Origin of the sequence: Oceanicaulis sp. LC35, assembly GCF_052055585.1 — a bacterium.
GTDB lineage: Bacteria > Pseudomonadota > Alphaproteobacteria > Caulobacterales > Maricaulaceae > Oceanicaulis.
Genome location: NZ_CP170485.1, coordinates 2,079,052 through 2,101,850, shown reverse-complemented (window position 1 = coordinate 2,101,850; position 22,799 = coordinate 2,079,052). Strand labels below are relative to the sequence as shown.

At 62.7% G+C, this 22,799-nt stretch carries 18 protein-coding genes and 1 pseudogene; 13 read left to right on the top strand and 6 right to left on the bottom strand.

Annotated features, from left to right (window positions below):
- Positions 1–53 precede the first annotated feature (53 nt).
- From ACFELO_RS10085 to ACFELO_RS10030, 12 genes and pseudogenes are all read left to right on the top strand, one after another.
- A complete protein-coding gene (locus tag ACFELO_RS10085; protein ID WP_440957639.1) occupies positions 54–275 on the top strand; it encodes a putative signal transducing protein in 222 nt (73 codons plus the stop codon).
- A complete protein-coding gene (locus ACFELO_RS10080; RefSeq protein WP_440957638.1) occupies positions 272–1,003 on the top strand; it encodes a tRNA1(Val) (adenine(37)-N6)-methyltransferase in 732 nt (243 codons plus the stop codon). The genes ACFELO_RS10085 and ACFELO_RS10080 overlap by 4 nt, the downstream gene beginning before the upstream one ends.
- A gap of 40 nt (positions 1,004–1,043) precedes the next feature.
- Entirely contained in the window at positions 1,044–1,889 is an 846-nt protein-coding gene (locus ACFELO_RS10075) for a S49 family peptidase (RefSeq protein WP_440957637.1), read from the top strand.
- 1 nt (position 1,890) lies between these two features.
- Positions 1,891–2,037, top strand: a complete 147-nt coding sequence (locus ACFELO_RS10070; protein ID WP_440957636.1) for a hypothetical protein — start codon at positions 1,891–1,893, stop codon at positions 2,035–2,037.
- Positions 2,038–2,168: 131 nt separating this feature from the next.
- On the top strand, positions 2,169–4,829 hold the full coding sequence (locus ACFELO_RS10065) for a hypothetical protein (protein WP_440957635.1): 2,661 nt from the start codon (positions 2,169–2,171) through the stop codon (positions 4,827–4,829).
- Between the two features lie 113 nt (positions 4,830–4,942).
- Positions 4,943–5,708 (top strand): annotated as a pseudogene (locus ACFELO_RS10060) (IS5 family transposase).
- 129 nt (positions 5,709–5,837) lie between these two features.
- Positions 5,838–8,498, top strand: a complete 2,661-nt coding sequence (locus tag ACFELO_RS10055; protein ID WP_440957634.1) for a hypothetical protein — start codon at positions 5,838–5,840, stop codon at positions 8,496–8,498.
- A gap of 204 nt (positions 8,499–8,702) precedes the next feature.
- A complete protein-coding gene (locus ACFELO_RS10050) occupies positions 8,703–9,593 on the top strand; it encodes a glycine--tRNA ligase subunit alpha (RefSeq protein ID WP_440957633.1) in 891 nt (296 codons plus the stop codon).
- Positions 9,590–10,192 (top strand): glutathione S-transferase family protein, encoded by a 603-nt coding sequence (locus ACFELO_RS10045; protein ID WP_440957632.1) that lies wholly within the window; start codon positions 9,590–9,592, stop codon positions 10,190–10,192. Before ACFELO_RS10050 ends, ACFELO_RS10045 begins: the two co-directional genes overlap by 4 nt.
- Positions 10,193–10,221: 29 nt before the next feature.
- Positions 10,222–12,402, top strand: a complete 2,181-nt coding sequence (glyS, locus tag ACFELO_RS10040; RefSeq protein WP_440957631.1) for a glycine--tRNA ligase subunit beta — start codon at positions 10,222–10,224, stop codon at positions 12,400–12,402.
- Positions 12,403–12,455: 53 nt separating this feature from the next.
- Positions 12,456–15,122 (top strand): pyruvate, phosphate dikinase, encoded by a 2,667-nt coding sequence (gene ppdK, locus ACFELO_RS10035; RefSeq protein ID WP_440957630.1) that lies wholly within the window; start codon positions 12,456–12,458, stop codon positions 15,120–15,122.
- A gap of 221 nt (positions 15,123–15,343) precedes the next feature.
- Positions 15,344–16,096 carry a cell wall hydrolase gene (locus ACFELO_RS10030; RefSeq protein WP_440957629.1) on the top strand — a complete coding sequence of 251 codons (753 nt, stop codon included), beginning with the start codon at positions 15,344–15,346 and terminating at the stop codon, positions 16,094–16,096.
- Positions 16,097–16,148: 52 nt separating this feature from the next.
- Here ACFELO_RS10030 and ACFELO_RS10025 read toward each other — a convergent pair whose 3' ends face one another.
- Positions 16,149–16,610, bottom strand: a complete 462-nt coding sequence (locus ACFELO_RS10025; protein ID WP_440957628.1) for a hypothetical protein — start codon at positions 16,608–16,610, stop codon at positions 16,149–16,151.
- 181 nt (positions 16,611–16,791) lie between these two features.
- Between ACFELO_RS10025 and ACFELO_RS10020 the strand changes: the two genes are divergently transcribed.
- Positions 16,792–17,355, top strand: a complete 564-nt coding sequence (locus ACFELO_RS10020; RefSeq protein ID WP_440957627.1) for a hypothetical protein — start codon at positions 16,792–16,794, stop codon at positions 17,353–17,355.
- Here ACFELO_RS10020 and nadC read toward each other — a convergent pair.
- From nadC to ACFELO_RS09995, 5 genes are all read right to left on the bottom strand, one after another.
- Entirely contained in the window at positions 17,352–18,197 is an 846-nt protein-coding gene (gene nadC, locus ACFELO_RS10015) for a carboxylating nicotinate-nucleotide diphosphorylase (protein ID WP_440957626.1), read from the bottom strand. The genes ACFELO_RS10020 and nadC overlap by 4 nt on opposite strands.
- A 1-nt stretch (position 18,198) precedes the next feature.
- Positions 18,199–19,725 carry an L-aspartate oxidase gene (locus ACFELO_RS10010; RefSeq protein ID WP_440957625.1) on the bottom strand — a complete coding sequence of 509 codons (1,527 nt, stop codon included), beginning with the start codon at positions 19,723–19,725 and terminating at the stop codon, positions 18,199–18,201.
- Between the two features lie 43 nt (positions 19,726–19,768).
- Positions 19,769–20,245 carry a hypothetical protein gene (locus ACFELO_RS10005; RefSeq protein WP_440957624.1) on the bottom strand — a complete coding sequence of 159 codons (477 nt, stop codon included), beginning with the start codon at positions 20,243–20,245 and terminating at the stop codon, positions 19,769–19,771.
- 2 nt (positions 20,246–20,247) lie between these two features.
- The gene (nadA, locus tag ACFELO_RS10000; protein ID WP_440957623.1) at positions 20,248–21,381 is read right to left on the bottom strand and encodes a quinolinate synthase NadA; all 1,134 of its coding nucleotides are present in this window, start codon (positions 21,379–21,381) and stop codon (positions 20,248–20,250) included.
- Between the two features lie 224 nt (positions 21,382–21,605).
- Positions 21,606–22,799 carry a glycoside hydrolase family 5 protein gene (locus ACFELO_RS09995; RefSeq protein WP_440957622.1) on the bottom strand — a complete coding sequence of 398 codons (1,194 nt, stop codon included), beginning with the start codon at positions 22,797–22,799 and terminating at the stop codon, positions 21,606–21,608.

Sequence of the window (22,799 nt, the reverse complement as noted above, 5' to 3'; positions counted from 1 at the left end):
GAACGCATTGGATGGTTCATTATGCCTAAAGCTCATATAGGCCGGAGACCAGAATGATCGAAGTGCTTGCGACAAACGATCCCGTGAAACTCAGTTTCGCGCAGGCCGTTCTCAAGGAGGCGGGGATTGAGGCGGTGACGCTGGATGAGCAGACCTCCTCGACCTTTGGCGGGGCGTTGCCCTGGATCAAGCGCCGGATTCTGGTGCGTGAAGACGATGGTCCTCGCGCCAAATCCCTTCTGGCTGAGGCCCTCAAGGGTGATGGGGAAACGTGACACGGGCGCCAGACGCCTTTCTGGGCGGCAAGATCAGTCTTTATCAGCTTGAGGACGGCTATCGCGCCGGCATGGATGCGGCTGTGCTGGTCGCGGGGCTCAATCTGAAACCGGGCCAGCGGGCGATGGAGTTTGGCTGCGGGGTCGGCGCGGCGCTTCTGGGCGCGGCGGCGCTCTATGATGATGTGGAACTGATCGGCGTCGAGATCGACCCGAAAGCCGCTGCGCTGGCGCAAGACAATATCGTGCTGAATGACATGGCGGATCGGGTTCGCATCACCGAGGGGGATGCGCTGGTCTATCCCGATGCGCGCGAGCTGGATGCCGTGTTCTTCAATCCGCCCTTCTTTGATGATCCGTCTGCTCTTCGCGCGCCCAAGCCGGGCAAGACGCCTGCCTGGATGTCTGATGCCGGGCTGGCCGCGTGGATCGATACGGGGCTGCGCCGCCTGCGGTCAGGTGGCGTCATAACGGTGATCCAGCGGGCGGACCGGCTGGATGACATTCTGATCGCGCTGAAGAACCGGGCGGGGTCGGTGAAAGTGCTGCCTCTTCAGTCCCGCGCCGGGGAACCCGCCAAGCGGGTGCTGGTGCAGGCGATCAAGACCGGCAAGGCGCCGCTCCAGCTTCATGCCCCTCTGATCCTGCATGCGGCGGGGGAAAGCGGCTTCACGGAGCAAGCGGATGCGATTTTCAAAGGCGAGGCGCGGCTTGAGTTTCATCGCTGAAGCCCCCAACTGATCTCTATCTGGTTGGAGACGCAAAACAATGTCACTGAAAGACTCGCTTCTGTCTGCTGTCGAGCAGGTCCGTCAATCGGTTCGCAAGCTGCTGGGAGACGACAAGCCCGTCGTGCCGGTGATCCGGCTTGAGGGCGTGATCATGTCCGGCGGGCGTAACGCCAACGCCTTGAACCTGCAGCGGGTCGAGAAACAGATCGAGAAAGCCTTCTCGATGCCTGACACGTCTGCGGTGGCGCTCCTGATCAATTCGCCCGGCGGCAGCCCGGTGCAGTCGCGCCTGATCCATGAGCGCATCCGTGCGCTGGCGGTCGAGAAAGACAAGACCGTGCTGGCGTTCTGCGAGGATGTGGCCGCGTCCGGCGGATATTTCCTGGCGGTGTCGGCGGATGAGATCTTTGTCGATCCCGCGACGATTATCGGCTCCATCGGCGTCATCAATGCGGGCTTTGGTTTTACCGAGGCGATGGACAAGCTGGGCGTCGAGCGCCGGGTGAAGACCGCAGGCAAGAGCAAGCTGATCGCCGATCCGTTCTCGCCCGAAACCGACCAGCAGAAAGAACGCATGGAGCGTTTGCTGAACACCGTGCACGGCCAGTTCATCGAGCTGGTCAAATCGCGCCGGGGCGAGAAGCTCAATCCGCAAGAGGGCGAAGAGCTGTTTGACGGCTCGGTCTTCACTGGCTCTGAAGCCATCGAAAATGGCATTGCGGACGAAATTGGTGATCTGCGAAGCGTGGTCCGCGCCCGCTTTGGCGAGGATGTGCGCGTGAAAGTCTTCAGCCCCGCCAAGCAAGGCCCGCTCTCTCGCCTGTTCGGCGCGGCGCTGGATGGCGTTGAGCTGCGCGCGGTCTGGGCGCGCTTCGGGCTCTAGAATGCTCGAACTGACGCTTTTGCTGGCGGCGGGCGCGGTGATCGCCTTCGTGATCTTCACCCGCCCCGCCAAAGCCCGCCGCGACAGGACGGCGGACGCCGCCGCCGAAGCGGTGCGGCGCAAGCTCGAGCGCGAGGGCCGGGACTAGGGCAAAACCCTCACAAATACTTGGGCATAGGTTATTATTTAATTCGCATTCTTGGGTCGCGCTTCCACGCGCAGGCCATATAACCCCTACGTCTAGACAAAACCTGTCACAAAATTTTTATGGAGAGCCGCATGTCCGGTTTCAAGCTGGCGAGCGCGTTGGCGTTCGCCTCTATTGTCACATGCGGCGCCCATGCGCAGACCCTGGTTCCGGCAGGCCCGGAAGTGCTGGTCAATACGGCCACGGCTGATACCCAGTTCTCGTCCGCCGCTGCATATCTGACCGATGGCGGCTATGTGATTGTCTGGAGTGACAACAGCAGAACAGGCGGAGACACGGACCTTACCGCCGTGCGGGGGCAGCGCTATGATGCAAACGGGATTGCTCGGGGCGGTGAATTCCTGGTCAACACCACCACAGCCGATTTCCAGAGATTTCCCAGCATTGCCGGCCTGACAGGCGGCGGCTTTGTGGTCACCTGGACGGATGAATCCCAAACCGGCGCAGATACGAATGGCAATGCCGTGCGGGCGCAGATGTACGATGCGGACGGTACGCGCGTGGGTGGCGAGTTTCTGGTCAACACCAGCACGGTTTCCAATCAGGACAGGTCTGAGGTGGCGGCGCTGAGGGATGGCGGCTTTGTCGTTGTCTTTGAAGACCTTAGCAGGACGGGGGCGGACATCAGCCAGACCGCCATCCGGGGGCAACGATATAATGCGAGCGGCGCTCCGCAAGGCGCGGAGTTTCTCGTCAATACCACCACGGATGACTTTCAGAATTATGGACGCGTTGCAGGCCTGTCCAATGGCGGCTTCGTTGTGGTCTGGACCGACAGCAGCGCATCCGGCGGCGACACCTCGTCTGATGCTGTGCGCGGGCAAATCTATTCGGCCTCCGGCACCCCGTCGGGCGGCGAGTTTCTGATCAACGCGACGACATTGAACTCTCAGAACAGACCTGATGTCGCGGCTCTGGGAGACGGCTTCATTGTGGTCTGGCAGGATAGCAGTCTGCTCCTCGGTGATGCCTCGAACACCGCAGTTGTGGCAGGCGCGTTTGATGCCTCTGGCAACCGTCTGTGGGGGGATCGCCGGATCAGCACCACCACGGCGTCGTATCAGCAAGAGCCCAGGGTCGCAGTGATGTCGAATGGCAATCCTGTCGTGACCTGGGGGGATCTCAGCCTGACGGGCGCCGACACCAATCTGAGCGCAATTCGTGCGCAGGTGATTGATGAGGACGGCGACAAGATCGGTTCCGAATTCCTGGTCAACACGATCACCGCGGGGTCACAGAGCCGGGTGACGATCGATGCCGACGACCGGGAAGGCTTTATCATCAGCTGGACAGATGGCAGCGGACTGGGCGGTGATCCGGACCCGTTAGCCATTCGCAGCCAGCGCTATGTGACCGTGCGGGACAATGACCGCGTGATAGACGCCTTTGTCACGGCGGCCTCCGATTTCGGCGCCACAGGCACGCAATTTCTGGCCAGTGAAGTCGATTACGAAGCAGCGTCCATGACCGGCGACCTTCAGCTTGCGATCGTCGTGCAGAATGATGACCAGTTCGCAGCCTTCCCCAGCCCGGCGGATCTCGAGATCACGCTGGAGGGCGCCGTGTTTGACGGCCATGTCCAGCAGAGCGCCTTCAGTTCGGGCGGGGCGTGCGCCTTTGGCCTTTACGCTGATGGTCGTTCGGGCGGGAATGTCGTCACCTTCCGCACCAGCGCATTGAGCCAGTGTGATGACCGGATGACGGACCGGACCTATTCGGCGGGTTTTGATGATGACGATATGGTCTTCACCCTTCCGATCCGCCTGACGGGCGGCGAGGTGAACGCCTCGGTGGAGATCCGGCTCGTCGCGACGGGCTTGGTTCTGGCCTCAGACGTGCAGGACAATAACGACGCCAACACCACCGCTGACCCCGTTGCGCAAGCTGTGGACGGCTTTGTCGTGCGCACCTTTGGCACGGCGGCCCGAACCGCCGAGAACCCGCTGGGCGAGACGGTTGTGAACGCGACTTTGGCGTCTGACTACAACGATCTCGATGCCCGCCGTCTGGGGACGCTGGAAGCAGTGGTTCAGGGGCAGGTCTTTGTGGGCGGGGCCGCGGTCAACGCCAGCCTGGCCGCACACACCGATGAGCTGGAGCTCGTGGTGACCCTGTCGGACGCCACCGGCCTTGAAGCGCTGGAGCTGTCGAGCGGCGGCGCCAGCCTGCGCGCTCCCCTTGTGGACAATGTCGCGCGCTTTGTCGTGACGGGCGCGAGTGATGTGACGCTGACCCATATTGCAGGCGGCGCAGTGGATATTCTGGCGGTTCCGGATGCGGATGCCGACACGCAGATCACCGTCGGCACGGTCTCCACAACGACGTCGCTTGATTTCGGGACGCTGGCGCTGACCGATGAGACGCTGTCTGGCGGCGCCAATGCGATCGGACGGGAAGGGCTTGTCTCCTCGACCTTTGAATGGGTGGGGAGCGGCGACGCCGGCGTACGCAATGTCTTCCGTCTGACCGGGCTGGGCGATGCCCTGCCGGCGATGTGGGTGACGCTGACGCATTCTTCTGAAGGCGAGAACGGCACCTATGCGCTTTCGCCCGCTGGCGAGCTTCGCAATGGCGAACTGATTGTCACCCAGGCCGATCTCGAGGACGCCGTGGGCGGCTCGTTCGGACGGGCCGACGCACAGTTTTCCGTGGAAGCGAGCGGTGTTCGCATCCGCCGGTTCCTGATCAGCGCGGATGGCGCCCTGACCGATATGGGCGACGATAACAACTGACGCTGTGTCTCCGTCCCCCGGCTGTTCCGGGGGACGGGGTTAGGCTCTGTACCCATAAACGGGATTCCCAAACACTTCGGGTCATGATTCAAACTTCTTGAAGGAGAAGGATCATGGCCCGTTTTGATTTGAGTGATGCGGAATGGGCGGTCATCGCGCCGCTTTTGCCCAACAAGCCGCGCGGCGTGGCGCGCACGGATGACCGTCGGGTCCTGAACGGGATTTTCTACATCCTGCGCACGGGGTCTCCCTGGCGCGACCTGCCGGGTCGATACGGGCCGTACACGACGGTCTGCAACCGGTTCAACCGCTGGGCCAAGGCGGGGGTCTGGGTCTGCGTGTTCAAGGCCCTGTCCGAACACTCGCCTGAATCCATGGCCTTCATCGACAGCTCGATCATCCGCGCCCACCAGCACGCCGCCGGTGGAAAAAAGGGGGCCCGGATCACGCCATCGGCCTCTCTCGTGGGGGATTGAGCACCAAAATCCATGCCATTGTCGACGAGTGCGGACGGCCCATCCGCCTGGGCCTGTCCCAGGGGCAGGCGTCCGACAAGGGGGCGGTGCCGAGCTGATCGCCAGCCTGACACGAACCCGCCATGTGGTCGCGGATCGCGGCTATGACGCCCGCGCCCTGGTCGAACAGATCGAGGCCATCGGCGCCACCGCCCATATCCCGACCCAGAAAGATCGAAAGGTTCAGCGATCCGTCCCCGACCACATCTACCGGCAACGCAATCTCGTCGAGCGCTACTTCTGTAAACTCAAGCACTTCCGAAGATGCGCCACTCGCTTTGAAAAGCTCGCAAGAAACTTCCTCGCCGCCGTCGCACTGGCGTCAGCCCGAATCTGGCTCAGGACTTATGAGTCCAGAACCTAGGGCGTGAACCCGGGATTTCAGGGGAATGGTTATTTTTTAATGCACGAGCATTTTTGCACCTCCGGGTGCAGTCCTATTAAGACTTACGTCTAAACGAGCCTTGCCAAATCAATTTTAACGGAGAGCCGCATGTCCGGTTTCAAGCTGGCGAGCGCGTTGGCGTTCGCCTCCATGGTTTCATGCGGCGCCCATGCGCAGACCGTGGTTCCGGCGGGCCCGGAAGTGCTGGTCAATACCACGACGGCGAATAACCAGTATTCGTCCGCGGCTGCATATCTGGCCGGTGGCGGCTATGTCATTGTCTGGAGCGATGACAGCCTGACAGGCGGCGACACCGACGGTTCCGCCGTGCTGGGGCAACGCTATGATGCAAACGGGATCGCTCAGGGCGGCGAGTTCCTGGTCAACACCACCACAGCTGATCGACAGAGATTTCCCAGCATTGCGGCTCTGACAGGGGGCGGCTTTGTGGTGACCTGGACGGATGAATCCCAGACCGGCGGAGATACGAATGGCAATGCCGTGCGGGCGCAGGTGTTCGATGCCGACGGTGCGCGTGTGGGTGGCGAGCTTCAGGTCAACTCGAGCACGATTTCCAATCAGGATGCGTCAGATGTGGCGGCGCTGGCCGATGGTGGCTTTGTCGTTGTCTTTGAGGACCTTAGCAGGACGGGGGCGGACATCAGCCAGACCGCCATCCGGGGGCGACGGTATAATGCGAGCGGTTCTCCACTCAGCGCGGAGTTCCTCGTCAATACCACCACGAGTGAGTTTCAGAACAATGGGCGCGTTGCAGGCCTGTCCAATGGCGGCTTTGTTGTGGTCTGGGGCGACGACAGCTCATCCGGCGGTGATACCTCCGATGATGCTGTGCGCGGGCAAATCTATACGTCCTCTGCCGTCCGGTCGGGCGGCGAGTTTCTGATCAACCTGGTAACAGTGAACGATCAGGCCATACCCGATGTCGCGGCTTTGGGGGACGGCTTCATCGTGGTCTGGCAGGATAGAAGCCTGCTTCTGGGAGATAACTCCGGCTCGGCGATTGCGGCGGGCGCGTTTGATGTCTCTGGTAATCGTCTGTGGGGGGATCGCCTGATCAACACCACCACGACGTCGGATCAGCAAGCTCCCAGGGTCGCTGTGATGTCGAATGGCAATCCTGTCGTGACCTGGGAGGATCTGAGCCTGTCCGCCGATGACACCTCTCTGCATGCCGTCCGTGCGCAGGTGATTGATGAGGACGGGGACAAAATCGGTTCCGAGTTTCTGGTCAATACGATCACGGCAAATTCGCAGAACCGGGTGACGATCGATGCTGATGATCAGGAAGGCTTTATCATCAGCTGGACCGATGGCAGCGGACTGGGCGGTGACGCGGTCCCGGTAGCTGTTCGTAGCCAGCGCTATGTGACCGTGCGTGACAATGACCGTGTGATAGACGCCTTTGTCACGGCGGCCTCCGATTTCGGCGCTACGGGCACGCAAGTGCTGGCCAGTGAAGTCGATTACGATGCCGCATCCATCACCGGCGACCTTCAGCTGGCGATCGTCGTGCAGAATGATGACCAGTTCGCAGCCTATCCCAGCCCGGCGGATCTCGAGATCACTCTGGAGGGCGCCGTGTTTGACGGCCATGTCCAGCAAAGCGCCTTCAGTTCGGGCGGGCCGTGCGCCTTCTCTTTGTACCGCGATGGCCGTTCGGACGGGAATGTCGTCACCTTCCGCACCAGCGCATTGAGCCAGTGTGATGACCAGATGACGGACCGGACCTATACGGCGGGTGTGGATGATGACGACATGGTCTTCACCCTTCCGATTCGCCTGACGGGCGGCGAGGTGAACGCCTCGGTGGAGATCCGGCTCGTCGCGACGGGCTTGGTTCTGGCCTCAGACGTGCAGGACAATAACGACGCCAACACCACCGCTGACCCCGTTGCGCAAGCTGTGGACGGCTTTGTCGTGCGCACCTTTGGCACGGCGGCCCGAACCGCCGAGAACCCGCTGGGCGAGACGGTTGTGAACGCGACTTTGGCGTCTGACTACAACGATCTCGATGCCCGCCGTCTGGGGACGCTGGAAGCAGTGGTTCAGGGGCAGGTCTTTGTGGGCGGGGCCGCGGTCAACGCCAGCCTGGCCGCACACACCGATGAGCTGGAGCTCGTGGTGACCCTGTCGGACGCCACCGGCCTTGAAGCGCTGGAGCTGTCGAGCGGCGGCGCCAGCCTGCGCGCTCCCCTTGTGGACAATGTCGCGCGCTTTGTCGTGACGGGCGCGAGTGATGTGACGCTGACCCATATTGCAGGCGGCGCAGTGGATATTCTGGCGGTTCCGGATGCGGATGCCGACACGCAGATCACCGTCGGCACGGTCTCCACAACGACGTCGCTTGATTTCGGGACGCTGGCGCTGACCGATGAGACGCTGTCTGGCGGCGCCAATGCGATCGGACGGGAAGGGCTTGTCTCCTCGACCTTTGAATGGGTGGGGAGCGGCGACGCCGGCGTACGCAATGTCTTCCGTCTGACCGGGCTGGGCGATGCCCTGCCGGCGATGTGGGTGACGCTGACGCATTCTTCTGAAGGCGAGAACGGCACCTATGCGCTTTCGCCCGCTGGCGAGCTTCGCAATGGCGAACTGATTGTCACCCAGGCCGATCTCGAGGACGCCGTGGGCGGCTCGTTCGGACGGGCCGATGCACAGTTTTCCGTGGAAGCGAGCGGTGTTCGCATCCGCCGGTTCCTGATCAGCGCGGATGGCGCCCTGACCGATATGGGCGACGATAACAACTGACGCTGTGTCTCCGTCCCCCGGCTGTTCCGGGGGACGGTTCAGGCCGTGACGTACGGGCTGATGGTCTGAAGACCCCAAATCACCGCATCCACCGCCCCTCTTGCTTGATCGGGGGCGCTGGCGGGCCTAGTGTCGCGCGCACTTTTGCGTCCGCGAACACATGCCGGACGCTTTCCTTGAAAACTGTCGACCGGACGCCCGCAGATGACCGCTTCAAAAGCCCCGAGCTTTCAGGATCTGATCCTCATCCTTCAGCGCTATTGGGCTGATCAGGGCTGCGCCATTCTGCAGCCCTATGACACTGAAGTGGGCGCAGGCACGCTGCACCCGGCCACCACGCTGCGGTCGCTGGGCTCCAAGCCCTGGCGGGCGGCCTATGTGCAGCCGTCGCGTCGTCCGGCCGATGGCCGCTATGGCGAGAACCCCAACCGCTTGCAGCACTATTACCAGTTTCAGGTGCTGCTGAAGCCGAGCCCGGCCAATCTGCAAGAGCTGTATCTGGGCTCGCTCGACGCCATCGGCATTGATCGCAAGCTGCACGATGTGCGCTTTGTGGAAGACGACTGGGAGAACCCCACCGTGGGCGCCTGGGGGCTGGGCTGGGAAGTCTGGTGCGACGGCATGGAAGTCAGCCAGTTCACCTATTTCCAGCAGGTTGGCGGCCTTGATGTGGAGCTGGTCTCGGGCGAGCTGACCTATGGTCTTGAGCGCCTCGCCATGTATGTGCAGGGCGTGGAGAACGTCTACGACCTCGATTTCAACGGCGCCGGGATGACCTATGGCGACGTGTTCCTGGAAAACGAGCGTCAGCAATCGACCTTCAATTTCGAGCATGCCGATGTGGACATGCTGATCAAATGGTTCGCGGACGCAGAGAAACAGTGTCAGGCGCTGCTGGCGCTGGAGACCCCGCTGCCGCTGCCCGCTTATGACTGGTGCCTGAAGGCGTCCCACCTGTTCAATCTGGTGGATGCGCGCGGGGCGATTTCGGTGGCCGAGCGCGCCAGCTGGATCGCGCGGGTGCGGGAGCTCGCCAAGGGCTGCGCCAGCGCCTGGGTTGCGCTTGAAAAATCACGCGAGGAGCAAGCGGCATGACCGTGCATCTGTACTACAACCCGCAATCGCGGGCGGTGATGACGCTGTGGCTGCTTGAAGAGCTGGGCGTGTCCTATGACCTCAAGGCCGTCGACTATGAAGACGGCTCCATGCGGTCGGAAAGCTTTCTGGCGCTCAATCCGATGGGCAAGATCCCGGTGATCGTGGATGGCGAGACGGTGGTGACCGAGACCGTCGCCATCGCGCTCTATCTCGCCGACAAGTACAAGGACAACGCCAATCTGGCGCCGGAGATCGATGATCCGCGCCGGGGCGAATATCTGCGCTGGATCGTCTTCCAGGCCGCGTCCATCGAGCCGGCCATGCTGCAGGCGGGCATGAAGTTCGAGACCAATCAGCGCTCGGCCGGCTGGGGCAATGTCCAGCTGGTGGCGCGGGTGCTGGAACAGCGCCTGTCTCTGGCGAGCCCGTATCTGTTCGGTGACTGGTTCACCGCGGCGGACCTGATCGTGGGCGGGGCGGTGAACTGGGCGATCCAGTTCGGTATGTTCCCCAAAACCCCGGCGCTGACCGCCTATGCCCAGCGGATGACCGAACGGCCCGCCTTCCAGCGCGCCTTCGCCACCCAGAATTCCTGACATCGACGTTTCGAGTATCGCATCTCCCCATGGCCCAGTTTCTGTTTGAAATCTTCTGCGAGGAAATCCCTGCGCGTATGCAAGAGCGTGCGGAAGGTGACCTTGCCCGTCTGATGTCGGACCGCCTCAAAGAGGCGGGCCTGAAATGGGACAGCCTTGAAGCCTACTCCGGCCCGCGTCGTCTGGGCCTTGTGATCGAGGGCCTGCCGCTCAAGACCGAGGATGTGCGCGAGGAACGCAAGGGCCCGCGCACCGACGCGCCGGAAAAGGCGCTCGAAGGCTTCATGCGCGGCGCCGGGATCACCAGCCTTGATCAGTGCAAGGTCGAGGAAAGCAAGAAGGGCAGCTTCTATATCGCTGTGATCGAGAAGCCGGGCCGGGATACGGCCGAGGTGATCGCTGAAGCCATCCCCGACATCCTCAAGAGCTTCCCCTGGCCCAAATCGATGAAGTTCGGCGAGGGCGAGACGGCCCAGCGCTGGGTGCGCCCGCTGCGTTCGCTGATCTCTTTGCTCGATGGCGAAGTGATCAAGACCGAGGTTTTCGGCATTACGTCCGGCGATATCACCGATGGCCACCGCATTCACGGCTCCGGCCCGTTCTCGGTCAAAGACTTTGCCGATTACGAAGCCAAGCTGCGCAAGAATGGCGTGATCCTGCGCCGGGACGAGCGCAAGCAGCTGGTGCTCGACGGCGCTCGCCGCGTCTGTGCGGAAGCCGGGCTTGAGCTGATCGAGGATCAGGGGCTTCTGGAAGAGGTGACGGGGCTCGTTGAACATCCCGCGCCGATCCTTGGCGATATGGACCCCGACTTCCTCGACCTGCCGCCTGAAGTCATCGCGCTGACCATGAAGACGCACCAGAAATACTTTGCGGTGCGTGATCCAAAGACTCAGCAGCTGACCTCCAAATTCGTGGTTCTCGCAAACCAGGACGCGCCCGATGGCGGCAAGGCGATTGCGGCGGGTAATGCCCGCGTGCTGTCCGCCCGCCTGTCGGACGCCCGCCATTTCTGGGATCTCGACCGCAAGACCGGGCTTGAGGCGATGGCCTCAGAGCTGAGCAAGGTCACCTTCCACGAAAAGCTGGGCACGGTGGCGGACAAGGTCGAGCGCGTCGCCAAGCTGGCGCGCGAACTCGCGCCGGTCGTGGATGCCGATGCGGACATGGCGGAGAAAGCCGCGCGTCTGGCGAAAGCCGATCTCGTCAGCCAGATGGTCTATGAATTTCCTGAGCTTCAGGGCGCGATGGGCCGCTATTACGCTCTCGACGCCGGCCTTGATCCCCAGATCGCCGACGCCATCAAGGACCATTACAAGCCGCAAGGCCCGTCTGACGACGTGCCGACCGCGCCGGTCAGCGCCGCTGTCGCGCTGGCGGACAAGCTTGATACGCTGGTGGGCTTCTGGGCGATTGATGAAAAGCCGACCGGCTCGAAAGACCCGTTCGCCTTGCGCCGCGCGGCGCTGGGGGTGATCCGGATTTTGCTGGATGGCGGGTTCAGACTTGACCTCCATCAAACGCTGGTGCGCTCCGTTGTGGATGAAGTCAAAGTTCAGGCCGGAAAGGCTTGGGGCGGTGGTAATGCTTCAGATGAAGCTATCGCGGCGATGTGCGTTGTTCTGGAGGGGTTCTTCGGTGAGCGCCTCAAGGTCCACCTGAAGGATGAGGGCGTGAAGCACGACGTCATTGATGCTCTGTTCGAGCAGAAGTCTGACAGCGTGATGATTGACCCAGTCGACCTCGTGCGCGTCACGAAGAAAGCCCGCGCGCTGCAGGCCTTCATGAATACCGAGGACGGTCAGGCGCTGCTGCAGGGCTATCGCCGCGCGGCGAACATTCTGGCGGCGGAAGAGAAGAAGGGCTTCGATCTTGCATCGGCCCGCGCCGAAGCCGTTTCTGGCTCGGATAAGGACACGGACGCCGCCCTGATGATCGCCATCGCCAAAACCGCGGACGCCGCTGAAGAGCGCACGCTGATCGCGGCCATCGAGGGCGCGGACGAGGTGGCTTCGGTTGCTCTGTCCAAAGAAGATTTTGAAGGCGCCATGTCGGCGCTGTCGCAACTGCGTGAACCGGTCGATGCCTTCTTCGAGGCGGTTGTCGTGAACGCAGAAGATTCTATGGTGCGTCGCAATAGATTGTTGCTGTTGTCGCGGATTCGCGCAGCAGCTGATCAAGTGGCGGATTTCTCACGGTTGGAAGGGTAGGCGCGGGGGCGTCTGCTCTTTTCTCCGTTTTGACGATCAGGAAGGTGAGCCCCATGACGAAGTGGGTCTATGCATTCGGCGGCGGTTCGGCGGACGGCGACCGCGAGGATCGCAATCTTCTGGGCGGCAAGGGCGCGAACCTGGCTGAAATGGCCAAGCTCGGCCTGCCGGTTCCGCCCGGCTTTACGCTCACCACGGCGGTGTGCACCGCTTTTTATGAAAACGATCGCGAGTATCCCTCCGACCTGAACGATCAGGTCGAGGCCGCTCTGGCGGACCTTGAGAAGAAGGTCGGCAAGACGTTCGGCGATCCGGCCAACCCGCTTCTGGTGTCGGTGCGCTCGGGCGCCCGCGCCTCCATGCCGGGCATGATGGATACGGTGCTGAACCTGGGTCTCAATGACGAGACCACCGAAGGCCTCGCCAAGCTTTCGGGCGACCGCCGCTTTGCGCTCGACAGCTATCGCCGCTTCATCACCATGTATTCTGACGTGGTGCTGGGCGTGCCGCACTCCACGTTTGAAGAGATCCTTGAGACCTTCAAGGAAGAGCGCGACTACAATCTGGACACCGAAATCACCGCTGAAGAGTGGGAAGAGGTGATCGCGCAGTACAAGAAAGCCGTGCAGCGCGCGCTCGATTTCCCGTTCCCCACCGATCCCCGCGACCAGCTCTGGGGCGCGATCGGGGCGGTGTTCGGCTCCTGGATGAATGACCGGGCCATCACCTATCGCCGCATGTATGACATCCCCGCCAGCTGGGGCACCGCGGTGAACGTTCAGGCGATGGTGTTCGGCAATATGGGCGACACCTCGGCCACGGGCGTCGCGTTCACCCGCGACCCGTCCACCGGCGAGACCGGCTATTACGGCGAGTTCCTGATCAACGCTCAGGGCGAGGACGTGGTGGCGGGCATCCGCACGCCGCAATGTCTGACCGAAGCCATGCGCATCAAGATGGACGACCATCTGCCGTCCATGGAAACCGCCATGCCGGAGGTTTTCGCCCAGCTGACCGATGTGTTCGACAAGCTCGAAAATCACTATCGCGACATGCAGGACATCGAGTTCACGGTCGAGCAGGGCCGTCTGTGGATGCTGCAGACCCGCAACGGCAAGCGCACCACCAAGGCGGCGCTGAAAATCGCCGTGGAAATGGTGGCCGAGGGCCTGATCAGCGAGAGCGAAGCTGTTCTGCGCGTCGATCCGACCCAGCTCGATCAGCTGCTGCACCCCACCATCGACGAAAGCTATACCCGCGACGTGCTGGCCAAGGGCCTGCCCGCCAGCCCGGGCGCCGCATCCGGCGCTGTGGTGTTTGACGCGGACGAAGCCGAGACCCGCGCCGCACAGGGCGAGAAGGTCATTCTGGTGCGCGTGGAGACGAGCCCGGAAGACATTCACGGCATGCACGCCGCTCAGGCCATCGTCACCGCGCGCGGCGGCATGACCAGCCACGCCGCCGTTGTGGCGCGCGGCATGGGCCGTCCGTGCGTGTCCGGAGCTGGCGAGATCCGCATCGACACCGAAGCGCGCTCGTTCAGCACCCGCGGTCGTGTGGTGAAGGATGGCGACATCATCACCGTGGACGGCGCCACCGGCGAAGTGCTGATGGGCGAAGCCCCGATGATCAAGCCGGAAATGACCGGCGATTTCGCAGCCCTCATGACCTGGGCCGACAAGGCCCGCCGCATGAAGGTGCGCGCCAACGCCGAGACCCCGGCGGATGTTCAGACCGCCAAGGAGTTTGGCGCGGAAGGCATCGGCCTGTGCCGCACCGAGCACATGTTCTTTGATGCGGACCGCATTGCGGCCGTGCGCGAGATGATCCTGGCCGAAGACCAGACCGGCCGTATCGCGGCGCTGGCCAAAATCCTGCCGATGCAGCGTGACGACTTCGCGGAAATCTTCCGCATCATGGAAGACCGTCCGTGCACGATCCGCCTTCTGGACCCGCCGCTCCATGAATTCCTGCCGCACACCGAAGAGGATGTGCAGGCGGTGGCCGATGCGACGGGCCTGCCCGCCCAAGGCCTGTGGGAGCGCGCCAAGGATCTGTCTGAATCCAATCCCATGCTCGGCCATCGCGGCTGTCGTCTGGGCATCACCTTCCCGGAAATCTACGAGATGCAGGCGCGCGCCATTTTCGAGGCGCAGGCGCTCGTGGAGAAGGAAACCGGCGTCAAACCCGTCGCCGAGGTGATGATCCCGCTGGTCGCCACCGCCAAGGAGCTTGAGATCCTCAAGGTCCGTGTGGAAGCGGTTGCCGATGAAGTGGATCGGGAAACCGGCAAGCGTCCGCAATACCTGATCGGCACCATGATCGAGCTGCCGCGTGCAGCGCTGCGCGCTGGCGACATCGCCCATCATGGCGAGTTCTTCTCCTTCGGAACCAACGACCTGACCCAGACCACGTTCGGCCTGTCACGTGATGACGCGGGCAAGTTCCTGAGCGAGTATCTGGAAGCGGGCATCTTCGAGAAAGACCCGTTCGTCTCGCTCGATCAGGATGGCGTGGGGGATCTGGTGAAGATCGCCGCTGAACGCGGTCGCGCCACCCGTCCCGGTCTGAAACTGGGGATTTGCGGCGAGCATGGCGGGGATCCCGCTTCGATACGCTTCTGCGAATCGGCCGGGCTCGATTATGTGTCCTGTTCGCCATACCGGGTGCCGATTGCGCGTCTGGCGGCGGCGCAGGCCGTGCTCAAGGGCGACGATTGAGCGCTCCGGTAAGTCATTGTTAAATAAGAACAGAGCCGCTCCTGTACTTGCAGGGGCGGCTTTGTGCCTTATTTCGGGCATGGTTGATACTTATTGACCGCGGCCTGATCCAAGCCCACCACTGGATGGTGAGCGCGTTCAGGACACACATTCATGGTCCTGATCTTGCTGGCGGAGCTGCGCCCCCTGACACCGGGCGAGCCCCTTGGAGTTTGTTGAATTTGACGGTTACGACTCTTCTCCTTCGCGCCAAGAGCGCCCTGGCCGGGTTCGGCGTGCTTGCGGCTTTCGCCGTGATCGCGGCGGGCGTCAGCCTGGCGCCCGAGCGGGCGCAAGAACAGGACGAGGCCGGCGATCTTCGCGAACTGGCGCTTCAATTCCTCGAATTTGAACAGAGCCGGACCCCGCAGACCGCCGACACGCCGTTCACCTTCGCCTCATTCGAGATCGATTCCGATCCGGTTGAAGGCGCCGTGCTGGTTCAGCGCGCCATCGACAGCGTCGGCACGCTCAATCTCAATGAGCTGGATGCGGCTCGCAATGCTGCGCGCGAGCGCCGTTGCCTGGCGGAAGCCATCTATTATGAAGCGCGCAGCGAGACGCTGGCGGGTCAGATGGCGGTGGCGGAAGTGGTGATCAACCGCTCGCTTCACCGCGCCTATCCCAACACGATCTGCGGCGTGGTCTATCAGGGCGCCGAGCGCTCGACGGGCTGCCAGTTCACCTTCACCTGCGATGGCTCCATGATCAACGCGCCTCAGGGCCGGGGCTGGGAGCGGGCGCAGAATGTGGCGGACCATGCGCTGATGGGCTTTGCCCGTCCGGTCACCAATCGCGCGACGCACTATCATACCACGGCGGTGGATCCGCACTGGAACGATACGCTGGTGCGAACCCGCCGGATCGGCTCGCACGTCTTCTACCGCTTCCCCAATCGCTCCGAACGGCGCTTGCTCGCCGAACGTGAAGCCTGATGCACAAAGGCCGCCCGATGGGCGGCCTTTTTCGTTCACGCTCGATCCCTGCTCAGGCTGAGGGTGCATCCACGCGATATCCCTTGATGGGCTTGAGCACGGGTTCCAGTACGAGGGCGGGAACCGCGATTGCGCCCATCAGCGTCCAGAAGCCGACGAACAGCAGCGCCCCCCAGGCGAACAGGCCGGTTTCTTCCAGCATGCGCAGCAGGCCAAAGCAGATCAGAACGCCTATGCCGACGCCGATGACGCCCAGAACCAGCGCGATGAGGGATTTCGACATCGCCTTCTTCCACATGGCCGGCGTCATCTTTGCGCATTCTGGACATCTGACCGGATCATCAGAGAAGTCCCGCCCGAGTTCGACCTGAACTTTTTCCTGAAGTTTTTTCTCCGCTTCAAAGGAGTTCTCTTGAGATTCCGCCTTCACTTCGAAGTCGTAGCGATAGCGGGTGCTGCACATCGAGCAGGTCTGCTCGCGTGTCAGCATGGTCTTGGATTCCCAGGTCGCCATAGGTTCGTCCCCAAATGAACCGCCAGACTGCCCAGAGCAGTCAGCTGGATCGATATTTTGCCGACGGGCAGCTCAAGTCCAGTTGCAAAATCAAGGCAGACGAGAAAACTGACGGCTCTCTCTCCTTGCGGGCGATTGTGTGCGCGCTAAGCTTGTTCTGATGTGTCCAGAGGGGGCGATTATGATCCATGCCGAGGCGCTGGCGCCGATCGAGCGCTTTCTGAGCGCGGTTGGTTTGCCGGTGACGCAGGCCTCGCTGTCTGATGACAGCTTCCTGCCCGGTGTGGTCGTTCAGCACGGCGCTTTGATCGTTGATCCCGAACGCCTGGGCTCCCCCGGCGACATCTTGCACGAGGCGGGGCATCTGGCCGTCGCGCCGGGGCGTCTACGCAGGCATCTGGACGGCAATATCGACGCCTGCGCCGCCGCCCTGATTGCTGACCCTGATCTCAAGGTGACGGAGGCTGAAACGCGCCAGATCGCCCGCACCGAACCACAAGCCATCGCCTGGTCCTATGCGGCGGCGCTGGCGGCGGGTGTGTCGCCCGACTGCGTGTTCTGGGAGCAAGGCTATGGCGGACAGCATGGGGGCGCGCCGCAGCTGGTCATGATGCAGGTGGCGCAGGGTTTCTTCCCGGGTGTTCAGGGGCTTGTCCGGGCTGAGATGTGCTCGGCCCCGCCACCCTTTGGCGACCCGGCTGACCCGGCGCCCTTTCCGCAGATGAAGCGCTGGCTGGCGGCCTAGCGCTCGTCCAGTCCCAGATCGAAATTGGGGGCGGAATGGGTGAGGGCGCCGACGCTGATCACATCCACGCCTGTCTCCGCGATGGCGCGAACGGTGTCGAGATTGACCCCGCCCGACGCTTCCAGATTGGCGCGGCTATCGGTCAGCAGCACCGCAGCGCGCAGGTCATCCAGGCTGAAATTATCCAGCAGCACGCTTTCCGCACCCGCTGACAGCGCGTCTTCAAGCTGATCAAGCCGGTCCACCTCGACCGCGACGCGGGTCATGTGCCCGGCGAAGGCGCGGGCGCGCTTCACTGCTTCGCTGACCGAACCGCAGACGGCCACATGGTTGTCCTTGATCAGGATGGCGTCATCAAGGCCATATCGATGATACGCGCCGCCGCCTGCGCGGACCGCTTGCAGTTCGACGGCGCGCAGGCCCGGCGTGGTTTTGCGGGTGTGCGCAATGACTGCGCCCGTGTCCGCGATGGCGGTGACATACTGGCGGGTGAGCGTGGCGATGCCGCTCATCCGCCCGAGAAAATTCAAGGCCGGGCGTTCCGCCGTCAGAATGCCAAGCGCTGGCCCTTCCACAATCGCGACCACATCGCCGCTCTCCAGAATATCGCCATCGCGTTTGCGCCAGGTGACCGCGACATCACGGTCCACAAGGTCAAAGCAGGCGTCCGCCGGTTGCTGGCCCGCCAGCACGCCATTGGCCCGGCTCCTGATGACGAAGCTGGCATTGCGGTCCGCCGGGATGGTGGCGAGCGAGGTGACATCGCCGCGCCCGCCCAGATCTTCCTCGAGCGCGCGGGTGACGAGCGCATGGATGATATGGCGCGGCAGGGCTGGGGTCATGTCAGGCGGCTCCGGCTTGGCGCAGTTTTGTTTGCGCCGGGACAAGGTCAGAGAGTTTCAGGCGGGTATGGCGCCCGTTCGCAAGCGTGTCGGGGAAGTCGGTGCGGCTATGTCCGCCCCGGCTTTCCTGTCGTGCCAGCGCGCCCTGGGTCAAAAAGCGCGCGGCGACCAGGGCTGGTGCTGCGCCATGCTCGGCTTCCAGCGCATCAATCAGGGTGGAGAGGGCGCTCAGACCGTCCGCATCGCGGATGACGCCCGCGTGCGCACTGATCGCGGCGCGCAGGGTTTGCAGAGCGCTCTGGGGCAGGACAGGCGGGGCCTTTGCCGCTCCCGCCTTCACGGTGCGGCTTGGCGCGCGCTTGATGGCGTCTGCGGCCCGATGACCAAAAACCAGCCCTTCCAGCAGGGAATTGGACGCCAGACGGTTCGCGCCATGAACGCCGGTGGAGGCGCATTCGCCCACTGCCCACAGGCCCGGCACGCCGGTAAAGCCATCAAGATCGGTCTCCACCCCGCCCATATGATAATGGGCCGCCGGGGCGACCGGGATCGGATCGGTGCGCGGATCAATACCGCCGCTCATGCAGGCCTTGAAGACGGCTGGAAACTCATCAGGAAAGTGGGCGCCGACGGCCTCGCGGGCATCGAGATAGGCGCCCGCGCCGGACAAGTTCTGCGCATGAACGGCGCGGGCGACCACGTCGCGCGGCGCCAGCTCCGCCAGCTCATGCACATCGTTCATGAAGCGATGGCCGCTTCGGTCGATAAGCACCGCGCCTTCCCCGCGCAAGGCTTCTGTGGCGAGCGGGGCCGGGTCGCGGCCAATATCAATGGCGGTGGGGTGAAACTGCACAAATTCCGGATCGCGGATCACCGCGCCCAGCTCGGCCGCCATCACCATGGCCTGTCCCTGGCTGGTCCAGGGCGTGGTGGTAACCGCATAAAGCCCGCCGATGGAGCCCGTGGCGAGCACGGTATGGCGCGCCTCGATCGAATGCAGCTTGCCCTCGGGATCGCGCGCCAGAACGCCGGCGCAGCCCCTGGCCTGATCGGGCAGCAGCGCCTCGGCGCGCCAGCCATCCTTGATCTCGATATGGTCAGCTTTGCGAACGGCGGCAATGAGGGCGGCGAGAATACCCGCGCCCGCCTGATCGCCCTTCATCCGGGCGACGCGAGCGACCGAGTGCGCTGCCTCGCGCGACAGCGACCAGCCGCCATCTTCGGTGCGTTCAAACCCGGCGCCGACGTCAAATAGGGCGCGGACTTCGCTGGCTCCTGCGCTCGCGAGCACCATGGCGGCGGTCTCATCCACCAGCCCCGCGCCCGCCATCAGTGTGTCGCGCGCATGCAAGGCCGCACTGTCATCAGGGCCCAGCGCCGCCGCAACCCCGCCCTGAGCCCAGCCGGTCGAGGAGCCGTCCCCGAGGGGCGAACCCGTCAGCAGCACCACAGGGTTGGGCGCGGCCTTCAAGGCCGTCCACAACCCGGCGATCCCGGCGCCGACAATGAGGATGGGGTGGGTGCTCATCGGGTTCATCTGATGTCACACCCTTGATGTTGCGAGGCGCTGCTCACGATGAGGAAAACTTGTCTGCGTTTGCATCCGGCCATGCCAAACGCTCTTCTACTTCTTGTTTCCTTGGTCCAACTTTTTTTTCTACCTCGCGCATAACGTGATCAATAGACTGATCACTTGTGTCGAAGGGAAACAAAGCGTCTTTGCAAAGATCTCTACGTTCAGAGAGACTTGTGCCGAACCATTGGGCGCGTAGGTTCAGGACCTGATCGGCGATCGCTTCCGCTGCAATCCGGCTCACATGATCAGGTAGGGCTCTGACTCCTTGGTGCTTTTGCGAAACGGAGGGTTTCTCTTTAGCCGCCTGAAGGCTTTCCAAAAGCCCGTTGGTCAGACTGTTCATCGTGATTTCTGTATAAAAGTAGTCCTCAGGAAACTTGGCAGTGATCATGCAGCGCCAAAGAAAAGCCTGAGCCACACCGTCACGGCCAAAGTCAAAGAGCGTTTCACCACTTTGAGAAACCAGTTTCATTATCAGATCGCCACATAGGGCACGGCGACCGGGGCTTTGCCGGTGTCAAAGCTTGGCGGATTGTCGGCCTTGGGCAGGTCCAGCATGGCTTGCAGGCTGGCCTTGGCTTTTTCCGCGATCACCGGGTCGACCTCGACCTCGTGCTTCATGTCGCGCAGGGCTTCATAGATGTTCTTGAGGCTGATGCGCTTCATGTGCGGGCACAGATTGCACGGCTTGATGAACTGAACGCCGGGGTTTTCGACGGCGACATTGTCGCTCATCGAGCATTCGGTGATCAGGATCGCCTTTTTCGGCGCCTTGTCTTTGACATAGGCGGCCATCGCTCCGGTGGAGCCGGCGAAGTCGGCGGCGGCCATGACTTCGGGCGGGCATTCGGGGTGAGTAATGATCACCGCTTCGGGGTGCGCGTCGCGCAGGTCCTGAATGTCCTGCGGCGTGAACTGTTCGTGCACTTCGCATTCGCCCTGCCAGGTCAGGATCTTGATGCCGGTCTGGGCGGCGACGTTTTTGGCCAGATACTGGTCGGGGATCATGATGACCGTATCGGTGTTCCACTGCCTGGCGACGGCCTCGACCACCTGAACGGCGTTCGAGCTGGTGCAGCAGATGTCTGAATACGCCTTCACCTCGGCGGACGTGTTTACATAGGTGACGATCGGATAGTCGGGATACGCCGCCTTGATCGCCTGCACGTCCGCGCCGGTGATGGAGCTGGCGAGCGAGCAGCCCGCGTCCATGTCGGGGATCAGCACGGTCTTGTTCGGCGAGAGGATCTTGGCGGTCTCGGCCATGAAGTGGACGCCCGCCTGCAGGATGACGTCTTCTTCCGCTTCGGCGGCGACCTGGGCGAGTTTGAGGGAATCCCCGGTGATGTCGCCGACGCAGTTGAAGATTTCCGGCGTCATATAGTTGTGCGCCAGAATGGTCGCGCCACGCAGGACTTTCAGCTGGTTGATGGCGTCGATCAGGGGCGCAAAGGCCGGCCATTCCATCGGAGTGACCACGTCCTTGACGCGGGCATAAAGGTGATCGGTGCGCGCCTTGACGGCGTCGTCATACACCAGCGCGCTCGCTTCGGGCCATACGCGCTCGGCTACGTCCTTACCGGTTTCGGTCCAGCTCATGCCGTCCATGGTCGTCCTCCTTCGGCCCCTGGTTATGTGTGGACTTATGCTCGATTTGAGCATTTCAGGGGCCTTAAACGACGGCGATCACTCGGGGGTGTCGCCGACCTTTTGCTCTACATGAGCCTAAGTGGGGGCGAATATACGCCGATGAAAGGGGGTGGCAAGTTGAAACTTTCATGACGGTGCAAGCGCTCACCGTATGGTGAATGGGGGCTTGCGGGTCAAACGCCTCAAGGCTCTGGCGTCAGATGCTGATCGAGGAGCTGGTAGAGCGTTGTCGTTTGCCAGTTCTTGATGCGGTAGCCCGCTTCATCCGTGTGGGAGGGCGCCCAGGCGGGGGCGTCAGAAGCCAGCTCGTAATCCATCTCGTCCCAGGCATCTTCCCGGTAGGAATAGAAGGCCCAGTGAAGATCATGGTCTTCCAGACAGCTTAGAATGTCAGAGAGATAGGCTTCGGCGCCTGCGACCCGGCGGGAGACGCCGAACTCAGCTACGACCAGTTGCTCGCGAGGGATCCGGTGCGTCTCGATCCATTCAAGGGCCGGGTTCATCAGGGCGCACAACCGTCCGTCTTCCCACCGCTCCGTATCGCCATTCCAGTTCATCGGCATGGCGTCGGGATAGGTAAAGCGGCCCCGATTGGCGCGGTGCGTGCCGTAGAGCCAAGAGGGATAAAGATGGACCGAATAGATCACACGCGCGTCCTCGACCGGCGCCATGGCGGGCAAGGCGGCAGGCGCGGCGTAAAGGTCCGGCTCCAGATGAATGGGCGTGGTCGCATCCACGCTGCGAATGGCGCTGATCATGCGAGCGTTGAAGAGGTCCAGATCCGCCGTTGTGCCCTGATGCGCTGCTGTGAAGGCGAGAAAATCGTCTCCGGGCGCGTCAATATCGGCAAGGACCGGGGCGGGCTGGGGTTCGTTGAGCGGGTTATAGCCTGCCAATGCAGGGTGCGCATCGAGGGCGGAAGCAAGATCCGTCCACGCCTTGGCCGCCTGATCCAGACAGGCTTCGTTGCGCCACAGGGCCGCGGCGGTGTCCGGATCATCGCCCTGACGCCCATACATGCAGGGCATGTCCAAAAGCGTCAGCACGACCTTGATGTCATGGGCCTCGGCGGCGTCCAGCATGGCGACCAGATGTGCGATGAGCGCCGGGTTCACCCCCTCATAGGGCGTTGAAAGATCGCCAAACAGACCCTGACCCGCCTCATCACGCCATTTGCTGGGCGTCAGGCGGATAAAATCGAGCCCGGCTCGGGCGGCGTCCGCGATGCGTTGCTCGGTTTCAACCTCGTTGAAGAAATTCGCGCCACGTCGGTGTTCGCTCCAGAACGCCATGGCGTCGGGAGTCTCCGATTGGGCGAAGGCAGGCGCCGGGCTGGTCAAACCGAGAAGAAGGGCGGCGATCAGTCCGGCTTTCAT